Source organism: Hymenobacter sp. BT559 (assembly GCF_016427535.1).
Taxonomy (GTDB): Bacteria; Bacteroidota; Bacteroidia; order Cytophagales; family Hymenobacteraceae; genus Hymenobacter.
Genome location: NZ_JAELXV010000001.1, coordinates 872,132 through 886,384 on the forward strand (window position 1 = coordinate 872,132; position 14,253 = coordinate 886,384).

A 14,253-nucleotide genomic window follows, 5' to 3' on the forward strand; every position below is an offset into this window, starting at 1 on the left:
CTTCCCCCTCCGGGAGAGGGGAGCCGGACGATTCTAGCGTTAGAGGACGAAGGGCTCCCCTCTCCCGGAGGGGCCGGGGGTGGGGTAAGCGTGATTAATACAGTTTGAAGAGGGGCTTCACGTTGGCCAGGGTTTCGCCGAAGCGCTCAGAGGCTCGGGCTTGCTGGTAGGTTTCGGCAGCGGCTTTGGCGCGGGCGGTTTCGTCGGCGATTACCTTGCTAGCGCGGTCAGCTTTAATCAAGCCATCTTGCTGGCCCTGCGCGATGGCGGCCCGAATGGCGGCGCTGTACTGACTCGTGATGACGGGTAGACGGTCGGTGAGGCTCTGGAGCTGGGCCGCCAGCTGCACCACCTGCTCGGCCGAGTTGTTGGCGGGCGTCAGGTATGAGTCGGGGTCCAGAATATCGAGCTGGTTTTGGGCCCGCGCAAAGGCTTGGTCGAGAGCCGTGAAGCGGGCGGGCAGGTTGGCGGCCACGTAGTTGCTCATGCGGCTGATGTTGGCTACGTCGAGCGAATTGGTAGCGGGCTGGCCCACCGGGGCGGCCGTGTAGTAGGCCGAAATATCTTCTTGGTACGCCGCCAGCTGCACGTAGGGCCGGTAAAGCTGGCTAAGCTGGTGCTGCAGCACACTTAACTCGTTGTCGAGGGTCAGCAGCGAGGCTTGGTTGTCGGCACGGGCCGCATCGAGGGCACTAAAGAAGTTAAGCGTTGGCTTGAGGCCATTCTCAATTGTCCGGACCTGAGCGGCCGAGAAACCGTCGTTGGTGAGGCTGCTGGCGCGCACGCCGCTAAGTAGCTCCGTCACGGCATTGAGCATGGGCCCCACCGTCGGAATAGTTTTTACCAACGAATTGCTGGTGAGATGGGTAGCGAGGTCTACTAGTCGGTTGCCTCGGCTCTTATCTACCACCTTCGTCGTAATGAGCGACTTGGTATAATCAACCAGCGAAATTCCCAGCGGGTTGCTCTCGGTAGGCGAGCTGAGCGCCGCCTGCTCATTGGCGTTGCGCAGCGCCTGGGTGAGAGCGCGCAGCTGCGAAAGGCGGCTGTGGCTTACTTGCAGCAGGTCGGCGGTGGCCTTCACGTTGCCTTTGGCCAGCGAGAAGCGAGTGGTTTGGCTCAGCTTCTGGCCCGTCAGAAAATTGTTGAATTTGCCGCCCAGCTCGGTGTACACGCGCTGCTGCTGCCGATACGACTGCCGCAGGCTGTCGACACGCCGCGTGAGCAGCAGTACTGTGGCTTGGGCTTGGGCGAGTGCCTGCGTCTGGACATCCTCGGGAGTGGGGCGTGCCACCGGCACGGCTGCCGTAGGTGGGGCCGCATCGGCGGGCGGGGCAGTAGAAGTAGTAGCTTGGGCAAATGCCGAGGCGGGTAAAAGCAAGCCCAGGCCTAGCAGATAAGGGCGAAATACAACAACAGACATAGGATAGAAGAAAGACCTGTTTGAAGATATCAGTTAAGGAGTTACAGGAAAAGCAAATGGACCCCCAAAGATGCAAAGACCGGGCCGAGTAGTGGGCGCATCGCTCAAAACATGCCGCCACCGAGGACCTAGGGCACAATAGACGCGTATAGTAGCGCCCCAGCACAAAGCGGCCGCAACTTTGTGGCCACTAGTTGTTCCTTTAGTTATTCATTTCCGGCTATTGCATGAAACTTCGCTACCTTCCTTTAGTGCTGCTGGCTTTACCCGCTTGCACCAGCAACACCACCAAAACCACCCCCGGCGAAGCCAGTGCCTCTGCGGCCGATGCGCGCTTCGACCGCTACAAAGACCAGTTCATTCTCGACTTCTGGCGGCAGAACCCCGACTATGCCTCGTCGCAGGGCTTTCATAAGTACGACTCGCTGCTGGTGATACCCGACGCGGCCCAGCGGCGCAGCGATGCCGCCTTTGTCACGAAGAACCTAGGGGCGCTGGCGGGCTTCACTCTCGACAGCCTGTCGCCCACCAATCAGATAGATTGGCGCCTGCTCAACAATGAGCTGCGGAGCCAACGCTGGTATGCCGACACGCTCCTCAGCTGGCAGTGGAACCCCGCCAACTACAACCTAGGGGCTAGCGTGGGCGACCTACTCAATGGCCGCCACTACCCGCTGGCGCGCCGCCTGCGTACTATCTCCGACAAAATAGCCCAGGCTCCGGCCTATTACGCGGCGGCCAAGGCCAACATCACCGGGCCGACTCGTGAGCATGCCGAGCTGGCTGTGCAGCAAAATGAGGGCGGCCTAGCCGTGTTTGGCCCCGCGCTGGCTGACTCAGTGCGCAAGTCGAGCCTGAGCGCGGCCGAAAAGCAGCTGCTGACTCAGCGCATAGCGGGCGCGCAGCGGGCCGTGCAGGGATACATTGACTTTTTGAAGCAAGACGTGCTGACGGGCAACGATTTTCGCTCGTTTCGCATCGATAAGGCGTTGTTCGACCGCAAGTTTGCGCTGGATATCCAGTCGCGCTACTCGGCCGAAGAAGTGTTGCAGCTGGCCCAGCAGCGCAAAGCCAACCTGCTGCATGACATGGGCCGGCGGGCGGCGCGGCTGTTCCCTAAGTACTGCGCGGGCCAGCCCGTGCCCAAAGACACGGTGCAGCTCATTCGCCAGGTTATTGACAAGCTGACCCTGAAGCACGCCCCGCGCGAAGGCTTCGTGGATGCCGTGAAGCGCCAAACTCCGACGCTCGTCAAGTTTGTGAACGACCACAAGCTGCTGACGCAAGACCCCACCAAGCCGCTGGTGGTGCGCGAAACGCCCCTCTACATGCGCGGCAGCGGCGCCGGCGCCAGTGTAAGTGCCCCCGGCCCCTACGACCTCAAGGCTAACACCTATTACAACGTGGAGCCCCTGCCCACTACTTGGACGGCCCAGCAGGCTGAAAGCTACCTACGCGAGTACAACGACTATACCCTGCAGATTCTCAATATCCACGAGGCCATTCCGGGGCACTACACGCAGCTAGTGTACGCCAACCGCTCGCCTTCGCGCGTGAAGAGTATTTTCGGCAATGGCGCCATGATAGAAGGCTGGGCCGTGTACAGCGAGCAAATGATGCTGGAAGCCGGCTACGGCAACAACTCCGACGAGATGTGGCTGCTGTGGGACAAGTGGAATATGCGCTCGACCCTCAATGCGGTGGTTGACAACCTAGTGCAAACGAAAAATGCGAGCGAAAAAGATGTGGTGGCGCTGCTCACCGGCGCGGGCTTTCAGGAGGAAGCCGAAGCGCGCAACAAGTGGCACCGCGCCACCCTGAGCCAGGTGCAGCTAAGCTCGTACTTCACGGGCTACACTGAGATAGTAGCTCTGCGCAATGAGGTGAAGCAGCGCGACGGCGAGAAGTTCAGCGTCAAGAATTTCAACGAGCAGTTCCTGAGCTTTGGCAGTGCGCCAGTCAAATACATCCGTGACCTGATGCTGCGGCGCTGAGTGGTATTTTAGGTAGTGTAACTTTTACTGGTCGTCTACAGTTTCAACGGTTATTCTTTCTTTTTTACCATGACCGAAGAAGCCCGCCAGCACGTGGTAGATGCCGACGATGAACAATTGCGCCATCTCATTCACGAGCACATGAAGGTGTTTGCCAAGTTTACTTCCGAAAACTGCGATGCCTGCGAAGCCCTAGCTCCGCCATTTGCCAAGTTTGTAGATGCTCCCGACAACGTAAGCATTCTCTTCGTGCGCTTAAATTCAGACCAAAACCCGGTAGCCAAAAAGCTGATGCAAGAAAAAGTGGCGCCCTTCTTCGTGAGCTATTGCCAGGGCCGCTTGCTCGAATGCGATGCCCTCATTGAGGAGGCGCAGGTAGTGGCGCAGCTGGAGCGCCTGCGAACCTTTATGCCGGTGAAGTAGTACGCGGCACCAAGCACAACACATTGTCATGCTGCGCTTGCGAAGCAGCTTATCTCGCTAGAATAAGGATGTTCTGCCGTGATATGCTGCTTCGCAAGCGCAGCATGACGATTTTTGCGGCTATTCAATTCCTTATAGCCTTGTTTTTTATTCTTTCCAAAACCCTGGACTTTGTGCTGCTGCCGGCTGTGTGGCTGGTGGCGCTACTCCTAGGTGCCTTGGTGGCGCAGCCGGGCGGCAAAGCCCAGCGCCGCTGGCTGCGTGGTGCCGGCCTGCTGGTGCTGCTGGGTACTAATAATGCCTTGGTAAACGAGGCCCTGCTGGCCTGGGAAAAGCCGCCGGTGCTGCTGAGCGCCATAGCCCCGGCCGATGCGGTGGTAGTGCTCACGGGCGTCACGGCCATTCGCAAGTCGCCGCACGACCGGGTGTATTTGCAGCACGGGGCCGACCGCGTCAACTACGCCCTGTGGCTCTACCGCTCGGGGCGGGCGCGGCGCATCATCATCTCGGGCGGCTCGGGCGCTATTCTAAGCGTAGCCAATACCGAGGCTAAGGACCTGGCCACCGTGCTGCGCCTAGCTGCCGTGCCGAAAGAAGACATCTTGCTGGAAGAACGCAGCCGCAACACCCGCGAAAACGCGAAGTTTACCAAAGAGCTGCTAGCGCAGCATCCCGATATTAAGTCGCTGGTGCTCATTACCTCGGGCTTTCACCAGCGGCGGGCGCTGGGCTGCTTTGCCAAAGTAGGCCTGCACCCGCAGTCCTTCCCGGCCGATTTTTATACCACCGACCGCAACTGGACGCCCGACTACTGGCTGGTGCCCGACATTGGGGCCCTAGGTCGCTGGAGCCTGCTGCTGCACGAAATGGCCGGCTACGTGGTTTACAAAGTGGCTGGCTACTGCTAGCTTTCTTCAGCTAGTAGCCATTGGCTGCCAGCTGCTGGCTTTCTCCTTTTGCGAGGGGGCTACTAGCTAGCAGCCAGTGGCTACCAGCTAAAAACTATGGTTCGCAAGATTATTCACCTCGACATGGATGCGTTTTACGCCTCCGTGGAGCAGCGCGACGACCCCGCCCTGCGTGGGCGCCCCGTGGCCGTGGGCGGCGCCCGCGACCGCGGCGTGGTGGCTGCCGCTAGCTATGAGGCCCGGCAGTTTGGGGTGCGCTCGGCCATGCCCTCCAGCACGGCCCGCCGCCGCTGTCCCGAACTGATATTTGTGAAGCCGCGCTTCGAAGTGTACCGGGCAGTGTCGCAGCAGGTGCGCGCCATCATGGCCGACTACACGCCGCTCATCGAGCCGCTGTCGTTGGATGAGGCCTACCTCGACGTGACTGAGCAGCTGCCGCCGCACACCACCGCTACGCAGTGGGCCCGCGAAATCAGGACCCGCATCCGCACCGAAACCGGCCTCACGGCCTCGGCGGGCATCTCTTATAATAAATTTCTGGCCAAGCTGGCCTCCGACCACCGCAAGCCCGATGGGCAGTTTGTGATTCGGCCGCACGAGGGGCCAGCCTTTGTGGAGGCACTGGCGGTAGGGCAATTCCACGGCATCGGGCCGGCTACGGCGGCGCGGCTCAACGCCCTAGGTATCTTCACGGGCCACGATTTGCGCCAGCAGCCCGAGGCCTTCTTGCGCCAGCATTTTGGCAAAGCCGGCGGCTATTACTACGCCATTGCCCGCGCCGAAGACCACCGCCCCGTGGTGCCCGACCGCGTGCGCAAGTCCATCGGCTCCGAAACGACGTTTTTTCAGAGCCTTACCGAGCCGGCCGAATTTTATGAGAGCCTGACGCCACTGCTGGCCGGTGTGTGGGCCAGCACCGAGCGCCTAGGGGTAGTGGCCCGCTCCGTGACGTTGAAAGTGAAATACGATGACTTTCGGCAAATCACGCGTAGTCGTAGTGCGCTGTCGCCCTTGCGCACGCTGGCGCAGTTCACGCAAGTAACCCACGAGTTGCTGGCGCCGCTGCTACCCCCGGCCCAGGGGGTGCGCCTGCTGGGCGTGGCCTTGTCAGGGCTGGAAGGAGCAGCGGGCGAAAAACCCGGTCAGCAGCTGGGCCTAGGGTTGTAAGCGCAGTGCGAAAAACCCCACCCCCGGCCCCTCCCCTCCGGGAGAGGGGAGCCTATCGTCCTCATACGTTAGCGAGCGTCCGGCTCCCCTCTCCCGGAGGGGAGGGGCCGGGGGTGGGGTAAACACGTTACTCCGTCTTTGCCTCTTCCACCTTCTCCTCCCCAATCCACACCGACTTCTGGTTTACAAACTCCCGGATACCTAGGAAGGAAAGCTCGCGCCCGTAGCCCGATTTCTTGACCCCGCCAAAGGGTAGCTCGTTCATTGACTTCACTAGGCCGTTCACGAACACGGCGCCGCTCTCCAGCTGCCGGGCCATCTCCTCGGCCTTGGCCAGGTCTTTGGTCCACACCGCAGCACCTAGGCCAAAGCGCGAGTCGTTGGCGAGGCGCACAGCATCGTCGGCATCCTGGGCCTTGAGCACTAGCGCCACTGGGCCAAAAAACTCTTCGGCATATGCCCGCTGGCCGGGCCGAATATTAGTGAGTACCATAGGGTCGAAGCGGGGTGAGCTAGGGTCGGGTTGGCCGCCGGCCAGTGCCACGGTGGCGCCCTGGGCCACGCTATCGGTCACTTGTTGGGTGAGATTTTCGGCTAGGTCGAGGCGGGCCAGTGGGCCGTAGTCGGTAGCTTCGTCGAGCGGGTCGCCGTAGTGCAGGGCTTGCAAGTGCTCCTTTAGCAGCTCCACAAACTCATCGTGAATAGAGGCCTCCACGATGAAGCGCTTGGCCGCGATGCAGCTTTGTCCGGCGTTTATCATGCGGGCCTGGGCGGCGGTTTTGGTGGCGGTGGCCAGGTCGGCATCGGCCAGCACAATAAAGGGGTCGGAGCCACCCAACTCCAGCACCGTTTTCTTGATGTGCTGCCCGGCCGTGGCGGCTACCGCTGCGCCGGCCCGCTCCGAGCCGGTGAGCGTTACGGCGGCCACGCGGTCGTCGGCAATGAGGCCCGCCACGGGCTCTGTTTCGATGAGCAGCGTGCGGAAGGCAGCGGGGGGCAGGCCCGCATCGTGGAAAAGCTTTTCTAAGGCCAGGGCGCACTGCGGCACGTTGGGCGCGTGCTTCAGCAGGCCCACATTGCCGGCCATGAGAGCGGGCGCGGCAAAGCGCACCACCTGCCACATCGGGAAGTTCCAGGGCATAACGGCCAGCACCACGCCCAGCGGCGCGTAGCTCAAGAAGCTGCGGCCGCCTTCGGTCTTGATTTCCTCATCGGCCAGAAAGCCCTCGGCGTGGTCGGCGTAATAGTCGCAGCAGGCGGCGCATTTTTGGGCCTCGGCTCGGCCGTCGTGCACGGGCTTGCCCATTTCAATGGCCATGAGATGGGCCAGCTCATGCTGGCGGCGGCGCAGCAGCTCGGCCGCCCGGCGCAGCACGGCGGCTCGCTCAGCAAAGGAAGTTGTGCGCCAGTCGGCCGCGGCCTGGTAGGCTTCGGCAAGTATCTGCTCGGTTTCGGCAGCCGTGAAAGCCGGAAAGCTGTGTAATACTTCGTTAGTGTAAGGATTGTGAGATTCGATAGCCATGAGCGTGGACAGCCGGTTGGGCAAAAACAAGAAATTTTAAGTCTTAAAACCCCGCCAGCACTCCCTAGGTTGTGTCCGGGGCCTTGGGCGGCGGCCAAGCGCAATGGTCTTACCTTCGAAACCTGTTATTTTCGCCCACAGCTACCGAACGATTACCCCGGTGGCGCTCGTTTTTATCCAACTGCCTATCTCCCGTGCCCGACGAACCACTTATTTCTATTCCCACGGCCGCCGAAGCGGCGCTAGTCAGCCGCCTGCGCGCGCGCGACGAAACGGCCATGACCGAGTTTTATGACCGCTATTCGGCGGCGCTCTACGGCGTTATCCAGCGCATCGTGAAAGCGGAGGATGAGGCCGAAGATGTGCTGCAGGAGGCGCTGGTCAAAATCTGGCACGCCATCGAGAGCTACGACCCCAGTAAAGGGCGCCTGTTTACGTGGGTGGTGAATATTAGTCGAAATTTAGCGATTGATAAAATCCGCTCGCGCCAGCACCGCGTAAGTTCTCGCACCCAGGGCCTCGACGACAGCCTCGCCGCGCAGCGGCAGGCCGCCCCGGCTACCTTTCGCCCCGAGCACGTTGGCTTGCAAGAGATTACCAAGCAGTTAGTGCCCGAGCAGCGCCAGGTTATCGACCTGCTCTATTTCGGTGGCTTCACACAGAGCGAAGCTGCCGAAGAACTCAACCTGCCGCTAGGCACCGTGAAAACCCGAGCCCGAACCGCCCTTAAGGTTCTCGCCAAACTTATTCGCTAATCGCGCCCGACTTCGTGGAAAATTATCAAGAAATATTGGAATCTGGACGCTTAGAGCAGTACGCCCTAGGTGAGCTTGACCCCGCTGCCCGGGCCGAGGTGGAGGCGCAAGCCCGCCGCTACCCCGAGGTGCGGGAAGAGCTAGACGCGCTGCTTGCTGGCCTCGACGTATATGCCGAAGCACACGCCCTGACGCCTCCCGCTGGCATGCGCGAGCGGGTGCTGGGCCGCGTGCTGGCCGAAATCAGCACGGCGACTCCCTCGGTGCCCGCCGCTCCTGCCCCTGCCCCGGAAGTACCCACCATGCGCGTGTTGGCCTCGAACCCGCACGTGGCCAGCGTCGCACCCGTAGCCGAACCAGCCGCTCGCCGCAGCGGCTGGGCCATTGCTGCTTCTATTGCTTTGCTCCTAAGCCTAGTGGGCAATGCGATGCTCTACACCAACTTGCAGCAGACGCGCAGTGACTTGGCCCTGGCCCTAGGCGAGCAAACCCGCTTTGCCAGCGCCACGCAGGTGATGGAGCGCCGCCTGAGCGCCACCCAGGAGCAGTTGCACGTGCTGCGCTCGCCCGACGAGTATAAGCTAGTGGCCCTGGCCGGTACGCCGGCCCACCCCACGGCCCGCGCCCGCGTGCTGTTTAATAAGGCAGCTCACCGCGTGTACGTTGATGTGGCGCAGCTTCCCCCGCTGCCGTCTGGCAAGCAGTATCAACTGTGGGCCCTCGACCAGGGCAAGCCCGTGGATGCAGGCGTGCTCACGGCCGCTACCACGGCTGGCGATGGCTTGCAGCAGATGAAGGATATTACCAGTGCTCAAGCGTTTGCCATGACGGTGGAGCCCACCGGTGGCAGCGCCGGCCCCACGCTCGACACCATGACCGTGATAGGGAATATTTAAGAAATAAGCGAAAGTTTATCAGTAGGTAAATATCTGGTAAACAAATGTTAAAAGGCAACACGTTGCTTCCGGTACCGGAAGCAACGTGTTGCCTTTTAACATTTCGCTCGTTTTTTGCTTACTGCTCTAGCTAATTAGAAGAATACCAACCCACTCCATGCACGGTACCATTTTTGCGCTGCTAAAGCGATACGTCCAGACGCAGTATGACCATAGCACGTGGGTGCGGCTGCTAGAAGCATCGGGCCTCAGCGCTGCCGACTTCAACCATAAATCGGTGTATCCCGACGAGCACATGTACGCCCTAGTCGGCCAGGCCGCCCAAATGACCGGGCTCTCGGCTGGCGAGCTACACGAGAAATTTGGCGAATATCTGGTGCCCGACCTCATGTACATGTACCAGAAGTACCTCGACCCCAACTGGCGCACCCTCGACATGCTGGAGCACACCGAAGGCCGCATGCACACCCAAGTGCGCCGCGAACACGTCGAAAACGCGCCGCCCGTGCTAGAAGTCAAGCGCTTGGGCGAGAATGAGCTGTTAATCAACTATGTATCAGCGCGCCGCATGGGCGGGCTGGCCGTGGGCATCGTGCGCGGCGTGGCCGCCTACTACGACGAGGCCGACCGCATCGACGTGATGCCCACCACCAGCGAGGACGGCGAGCGTGTGCAAATTCACGTGCGGCGGAATTGAACTAGGTAATTAGCATAAAAGGCAATGGGCGTACTGATAGAGAGTCAGTACGCCCATTGCCTTTTATGCTAATTGAAGCTGACTAGAAAAGTCAGGAAAATGGCGTCTGTCATGCTTCGCTGCGCGCTGCATGACAGACACCGTTGCTAAATAGCCTTGCTACCTACGGCTAGAACAACCTAGGCTGCATGGGGCGACCGGGGCCACCGGGCTGGTAGTCATCAGTTTCGTGGTCATCTTCTTCGTCCACATCATCTTCTTCCTCTTCCATCTCTACTTCGAGTTCATCGTCTTCGTCAGGGGTAGCGTCGTCTTCCTCGTCGAGCGAGTCGAACACGCGGTCGAGCGAGGCTTCGGCGTGGCGCAGCTTGTGGCGGCACAGGCGAATGAGCTCGGCCGAGCGCTCGGCGCGGGCCGTGAGGTCATCGACATCTACCTGGTCGGTTTCGAGGCTGCGCAGAATGGTTTCTAGCTCCTGAATGGCTTCGTTGTAAGTCACTTGGTTGGGTTATAAGTTTTAGGCTTAGGAAGTATGAGGTATGGTGGCGGCTGGTTGAGTAGAAGCGGAGTGCTGGCGTAGCAGTTGGTTTTCCTGCCGCAGCGTTGTTACCTCCAAAATCATAGCCTTGAGCTCATACTGCTTAATTGCTTTGGAAAAGCCTTGCTGCACCACATAGCGCTGGCGCAGCAACTGCTCGCGGCGGCGCTGGTGGTGGCGCACAAAGCGGCGCAGCACCGTGCGCGAGCGGCGGCGCAGGCGTTGCTCCTCGTGCCCTAGGGCGCGGCGGGCCGCCTGCGGCAGCGTGTATCGGAAGCTTTCGAGATGCTGGCCGAGCTGGCGCAGGTGCTGGCGCGGCGCTTGCGTGGCTTGGCGGCTGCGCTGGGCCAGGGTTTCCTGGGCTTGGCGCAGTTGCTGGCGAGCGGCCTCGCGCGAGTGGTCGGCCAGGCGCTGCAAGCGGGCGTGGTGCTGAGATAAGTGCTGGCGGCTGCGGTCGGCTACGCGCTCGGCCAGCTCCATTACCAGGGCTTCGAGGCGAGCGAGGCGCTCGACCAGGAAAGCCGCCACGGCGGTGGGTGTTTTGAGGGCGCGAAAGGCTACTAGGTCTATCACGGCTTCATCGCGCTCGTGTCCGATACCCGTGAGCACCGGCAGCGGAAACGAGGCCACAGCCGCCGCCAGCCCGTATTCGTCGAAAGCCAATAAGTCCGTTTTCGAGCCACCCCCGCGAATAACAATAACTACCTCAAACTGCCCGCGGCGGGGCCGAATGGCATCGAGCGCCGCCCGGATACTGGCGGGTGCATCTTCGCCTTGCATCAAGGCAGGAAATAGGGTGAGGGCAAAGTCGTACGGCGCCTCTTCGAGCTGGCGCACAAAGTCTTGGAAGCCCGCCGCGGTGGGGGAGGAGATGACCGCCAGGCGCTGCGGCCCTAGGGGTAGGGTGAGCGTTTGCTGGCGCTCAAGCAGGTCTTTCTCGGCAAGCTTACGCAGAGTAGCTAGGCGTTGGCGGGCCAGTTCGCCGACAGTATAGCTAGGGTCGAGGGCAAGCACATCGAGCGAGAAGCCGTACTGCTCGTGAAACGTCACCTTCACGCGCAGTAGCAGGCGCAGGCCGGGGCGCAGCTCCTGGCCGGTGGCCTCGGTGAAGGCGGGCGCAATTTGCTGGTAGCGGCTACCCCAGAGGGTAGCCCGCGCTTGTGCCGTGAAGCCTAGTGCCTCGGCGCCCGCGGCGGGCTCGGTCAGCGTGAGGTAGCAGTGGCCGCCCTGCTGGCGCGGGCGCGTCATGTCGGCCACTTCGGCCACCACCCAGTAGCTATCGGGAAAGCGGTGGTGCAAGGCGGCGCGCACCTGCGTAAGCAGCGCGCCTAGGCTAAGCGGGGCAGCCGGCTCGGCGGGGGTAGGAGCGGCACGGCGGGGGTAAAGCGGCATGGAAATATAATAACGCGAAGAGGCTCCGCGTACCCATAAAGGTACGACGGGCTAAAAAAGTTGAGTGGTAGTGCTACCTAGGGTGTCCGACTGGCGCGAGTTTAGGCGAAGCCGTAACTCGCGCTAGCCAGAGCCAGTCGGAGCCAGTTGGGGGTGCTCGTGCCAGTCGGGGGAAGCTGCCAGTAGGAGAGTAAGGAGTTTAGCGCCCTTATTGCCGAACTTTTTGCGCGTCCCTGCGCCTTAGCCAACTAGCTGCCGGGTGAGGCATTTTTGCGCTTGCCCGTACCTTGCGGCTTACAACACACTCTCTTTTCCCCCTCTCACCCCACTTTTATGACGAATTCGTCCCGTCACCTGCGTGGTGCAGCCCTGGTGGCAGCCCTCCTGGGTTTCGGCGCCAGCACCCCCGCGCTGGCCCAGAAAACGACTGCTGCTACGCCCCGCGGCATCAACCCGGCCTACATCGATAAATCGGTGGCGCCCTGCGATAACTTCTTTCTATACGCTTCGGGCAACTGGCTGAAGAGCCACCCAGTACCGGCCGCCGAAAGCCGCTGGGGTAGCTTCAATGAGCTGGCCGACCGCAACAACGCTACGCAGAAAGCCATTTTAGAAGACCTGGTGCGCGGTGCGGGCACGGCCAAGCCGGGTTCTAATGCCCAAAAAGTAGGCTACTTCTATGCCTCGGCTATGGACACGGCCGCTATTGACGCGGCGGGCCTTAAGTACCTGAAGCCTTACCTCGACCGCATCAACGGCATCCAAACCTTGCCGCAGATGCAGCAATTCTTGGCCGACCCGCGGGCGCAGGCTGGTAGCGTGTGGTATGGTTTCGGCGTGGGCCAGGACGAGAAAATCAGCACCCAGTACGCGGTGCAGGTATATCAGGGAGGCCTCTCGCTGCCCGACCGCGACTATTACCTGAGCGACAACGGCCGCATGAAAAACATCCGGGCCGCGTACCAGACCTACCAGACCAACCTCTTCAAGCTCCTAGGTGACGATGCAGCCACCGCAGCCAAGAATGCCGCGACTGTAACCCGCATCGAAACCAAACTGGCCCAGGCCAGCCGTAGCCGTGTAGACCTGCGCGACCCGCAGAAGAATTACAACAAGATGACGGTGGCGCAGCTTAGCAAGGAGTATCCCAACATCGATTTCTCGCAAGTACTGAAGGCCAGCGGCCTCGGCACGGCTAAGGAAATCATTGTGGGCCAGCCCGAATACCTGAAAGAGGTAAACACCATGCTGGCCGCCGAGCCCATCGCCGACCAGAAGCAGTATCTCCGCTTCCACCTCGTTACGAGCCTCATTCCGGCTCTGCCCAAGACGTTTGGCGACGAGTCGTTTCGCTTTGCGCAGGTGCTGACGGGCGCCAAGCAGCAGCAGCCCCGCTGGAAGCGTAGCCTACGCGCCACCGACGGCGCCCTAGGTGAAGCTTTTGGCCAGCTCTACGTCGATAAGGCGTTTACGCCGGCTGCCAAGGCGAAGGCCAAGGAAATGATTGAGAACCTGCGCGCTGCCTACGCCGAGCGCATCATGAAAACCGACTGGATGAGCGCCGCCACGAAGAAGGAGGCCATCACCAAGCTCAACGCCTTCGCGGTTAAAATCGGGTATCCCGACAAGTGGAAGGACTACTCGAAGCTGAACATCGTGCGCGATAGCTACCTCAATAACGTAGTAGCCGCCCGCATCTGGCGCAACCAGGATGAGCTGAACCACTTTGGCAAGCCCATCGACCGGAGCGAGTGGGGCATGACACCACCCACTGTTAACGCCTACTACAACCCGCCGATGAACGAGATTGTGTTCCCAGCCGGCATCTTGCAGCCTCCGTTCTACGACCCCAAGGCTGACGACGCGGTGAACTACGGCGGCATCGGCGCCGTGATTGGCCACGAAATGACCCACGGCTTTGACGACCAGGGCCGGCAGTATGACTCGAAGGGCAACCTGCGCGACTGGTGGACCAAGGAAGACAATGACAAATTCAACGCCAAGGCCGCGATGGTGGGCAAGCAGTACGACGCTTTCTCGCCCCTCGACTCGGTTCACGTGAATGGTAAGCTGACCATGGGCGAGAACCTAGCTGACCTAGGGGGCCTCACCATCGCCTACCAAGCCTACCAGAAGACGCCCGAGTTCAAGGCCAATAAGAGCATCGACGGCTTCACGCCTGCGCAGCGCTTCTTCCTAGGCTGGGCCCAAATCTGGCGTGGCAACGCCCGCCCCGAGTATGTGCGCCAGCAAGTGCAAACCGACCCACACTCGCCGGAGCAGTTCCGCACCAACGGCCCGCTCATGAACATGCCCGAGTTCTACGAGGCTTTCGGCTGCAAGCCTACCGATAAGATGGAGCGCCCTGCCGCCGAGCAGGCTCGCATCTGGTAAGTAGTGGTGTACCGTAGACCCTGCGGGTCCGCGAGTTGATTCCTTTACTAAGCCCTACTCACGCGCGGACTCACAGAGTCCGCGGTACGCAAGAACCCGCCCTCCCTAGGGGGCGGGTTTTTTGTGTAAGTAGGACTTGCCGCC

12 protein-coding genes are annotated in these 14,253 nt (G+C 61.0%); 8 read left to right on the top strand and 4 right to left on the bottom strand.

Annotated features, from left to right (window positions below):
* Nucleotides 1-94: 94 nt before the first annotated feature.
* Entirely contained in the window at nt 95-1,423 is a 1,329-nt protein-coding gene (locus JAO77_RS03585) for a hypothetical protein (RefSeq protein WP_198988926.1), read from the bottom strand.
* 227 nt (nt 1,424-1,650) lie between these two features.
* Here JAO77_RS03585 and JAO77_RS03590 point away from each other — a divergent pair, with 227 nt between their 5' ends.
* The 4 genes from JAO77_RS03590 (at nt 1,651) to dinB (ending at nt 5,915) form a co-directional block, all read left to right on the top strand.
* On the top strand, nt 1,651-3,417 hold the full coding sequence (locus tag JAO77_RS03590; RefSeq protein WP_198988927.1) for a DUF885 domain-containing protein: 1,767 nt from the start codon (nt 1,651-1,653) through the stop codon (nt 3,415-3,417).
* A 69-nt stretch (nt 3,418-3,486) separates the two neighbouring features.
* Nucleotides 3,487-3,840 carry a thioredoxin family protein gene (locus JAO77_RS03595; RefSeq protein WP_198988928.1) on the top strand — a complete coding sequence of 118 codons (354 nt, stop codon included), beginning with the start codon at nt 3,487-3,489 and terminating at the stop codon, nt 3,838-3,840.
* Between the two features lie 83 nt (nt 3,841-3,923).
* Complete coding sequence (locus tag JAO77_RS03600) at nt 3,924-4,748, top strand: YdcF family protein (protein ID WP_198988929.1); 825 nt, start codon at nt 3,924-3,926, stop codon at nt 4,746-4,748.
* A 96-nt stretch (nt 4,749-4,844) separates the two neighbouring features.
* On the top strand, nt 4,845-5,915 hold the full coding sequence (gene dinB / locus JAO77_RS03605) for a DNA polymerase IV (protein WP_198988930.1): 1,071 nt from the start codon (nt 4,845-4,847) through the stop codon (nt 5,913-5,915).
* A 127-nt stretch (nt 5,916-6,042) separates the two neighbouring features.
* On the opposite strand, the gene JAO77_RS03610 is transcribed toward dinB, so the two are convergent.
* Entirely contained in the window at nt 6,043-7,437 is a 1,395-nt protein-coding gene (locus tag JAO77_RS03610) for an NAD-dependent succinate-semialdehyde dehydrogenase (RefSeq protein ID WP_198988931.1), read from the bottom strand.
* 194 nt (nt 7,438-7,631) lie between these two features.
* Here JAO77_RS03610 and JAO77_RS03615 point away from each other — a divergent pair, with 194 nt between their 5' ends.
* The 3 genes from JAO77_RS03615 (at nt 7,632) to JAO77_RS03625 (ending at nt 9,785) form a co-directional block, all read left to right on the top strand.
* Complete coding sequence (locus tag JAO77_RS03615; RefSeq protein WP_370549605.1) at nt 7,632-8,192, top strand: RNA polymerase sigma factor; 561 nt, start codon at nt 7,632-7,634, stop codon at nt 8,190-8,192.
* A 14-nt stretch (nt 8,193-8,206) separates the two neighbouring features.
* Entirely contained in the window at nt 8,207-9,088 is an 882-nt protein-coding gene (locus JAO77_RS03620; RefSeq protein WP_198988932.1) for an anti-sigma factor, read from the top strand.
* 157 nt (nt 9,089-9,245) lie between these two features.
* Nucleotides 9,246-9,785: a heme NO-binding domain-containing protein gene (locus JAO77_RS03625; protein WP_198988933.1), complete on the top strand. Its 540-nt coding sequence runs from the start codon at nt 9,246-9,248 to the stop codon at nt 9,783-9,785.
* A gap of 169 nt (nt 9,786-9,954) precedes the next feature.
* On the opposite strand, the gene xseB is transcribed toward JAO77_RS03625, so the two are convergent.
* Entirely contained in the window at nt 9,955-10,284 is a 330-nt protein-coding gene (gene xseB / locus JAO77_RS03630) for an exodeoxyribonuclease VII small subunit (RefSeq protein ID WP_198988934.1), read from the bottom strand.
* Nucleotides 10,285-10,308: 24 nt separating this feature from the next.
* A complete protein-coding gene (gene xseA, locus JAO77_RS03635; protein ID WP_198988935.1) occupies nt 10,309-11,715 on the bottom strand; it encodes an exodeoxyribonuclease VII large subunit in 1,407 nt (468 codons plus the stop codon).
* Nucleotides 11,716-12,048: 333 nt separating this feature from the next.
* Here xseA and JAO77_RS03640 point away from each other — a divergent pair, with 333 nt between their 5' ends.
* Nucleotides 12,049-14,109 (top strand): M13 family metallopeptidase, encoded by a 2,061-nt coding sequence (locus tag JAO77_RS03640; protein ID WP_198988936.1) that lies wholly within the window; start codon nt 12,049-12,051, stop codon nt 14,107-14,109.
* The last annotated feature ends 144 nt before the right edge of the window (nt 14,110-14,253 follow it).

Bases quoted from the DNA above. Each gene is read 5' to 3' on its own strand.
- JAO77_RS03590 (WP_198988927.1), top strand. From the start codon at position 1,651: ATGAAACTTCGCTACCTTCCTTTAGTGCTGCTGGCTTTACCCGCTTGC.
- JAO77_RS03640 (WP_198988936.1), top strand. From the start codon at position 12,049: ATGACGAATTCGTCCCGTCACCTGCGTGGTGCAGCCCTGGTGGCAGCC.
- JAO77_RS03585 (WP_198988926.1), bottom strand. From the start codon at position 1,423: ATGTCTGTTGTTGTATTTCGCCCTTATCTGCTAGGCCTGGGCTTGCTT.
- xseA (WP_198988935.1), bottom strand. From the start codon at position 11,715: ATGCCGCTTTACCCCCGCCGTGCCGCTCCTACCCCCGCCGAGCCGGCT.
- JAO77_RS03625 (WP_198988933.1), top strand. From the start codon at position 9,246: ATGCACGGTACCATTTTTGCGCTGCTAAAGCGATACGTCCAGACGCAG.
- JAO77_RS03600 (WP_198988929.1), top strand. From the start codon at position 3,924: ATGCTGCTTCGCAAGCGCAGCATGACGATTTTTGCGGCTATTCAATTC.
- JAO77_RS03610 (WP_198988931.1), bottom strand. From the start codon at position 7,437: ATGGCTATCGAATCTCACAATCCTTACACTAACGAAGTATTACACAGC.
- dinB (WP_198988930.1), top strand. From the start codon at position 4,845: ATGGTTCGCAAGATTATTCACCTCGACATGGATGCGTTTTACGCCTCC.
- JAO77_RS03595 (WP_198988928.1), top strand. From the start codon at position 3,487: ATGACCGAAGAAGCCCGCCAGCACGTGGTAGATGCCGACGATGAACAA.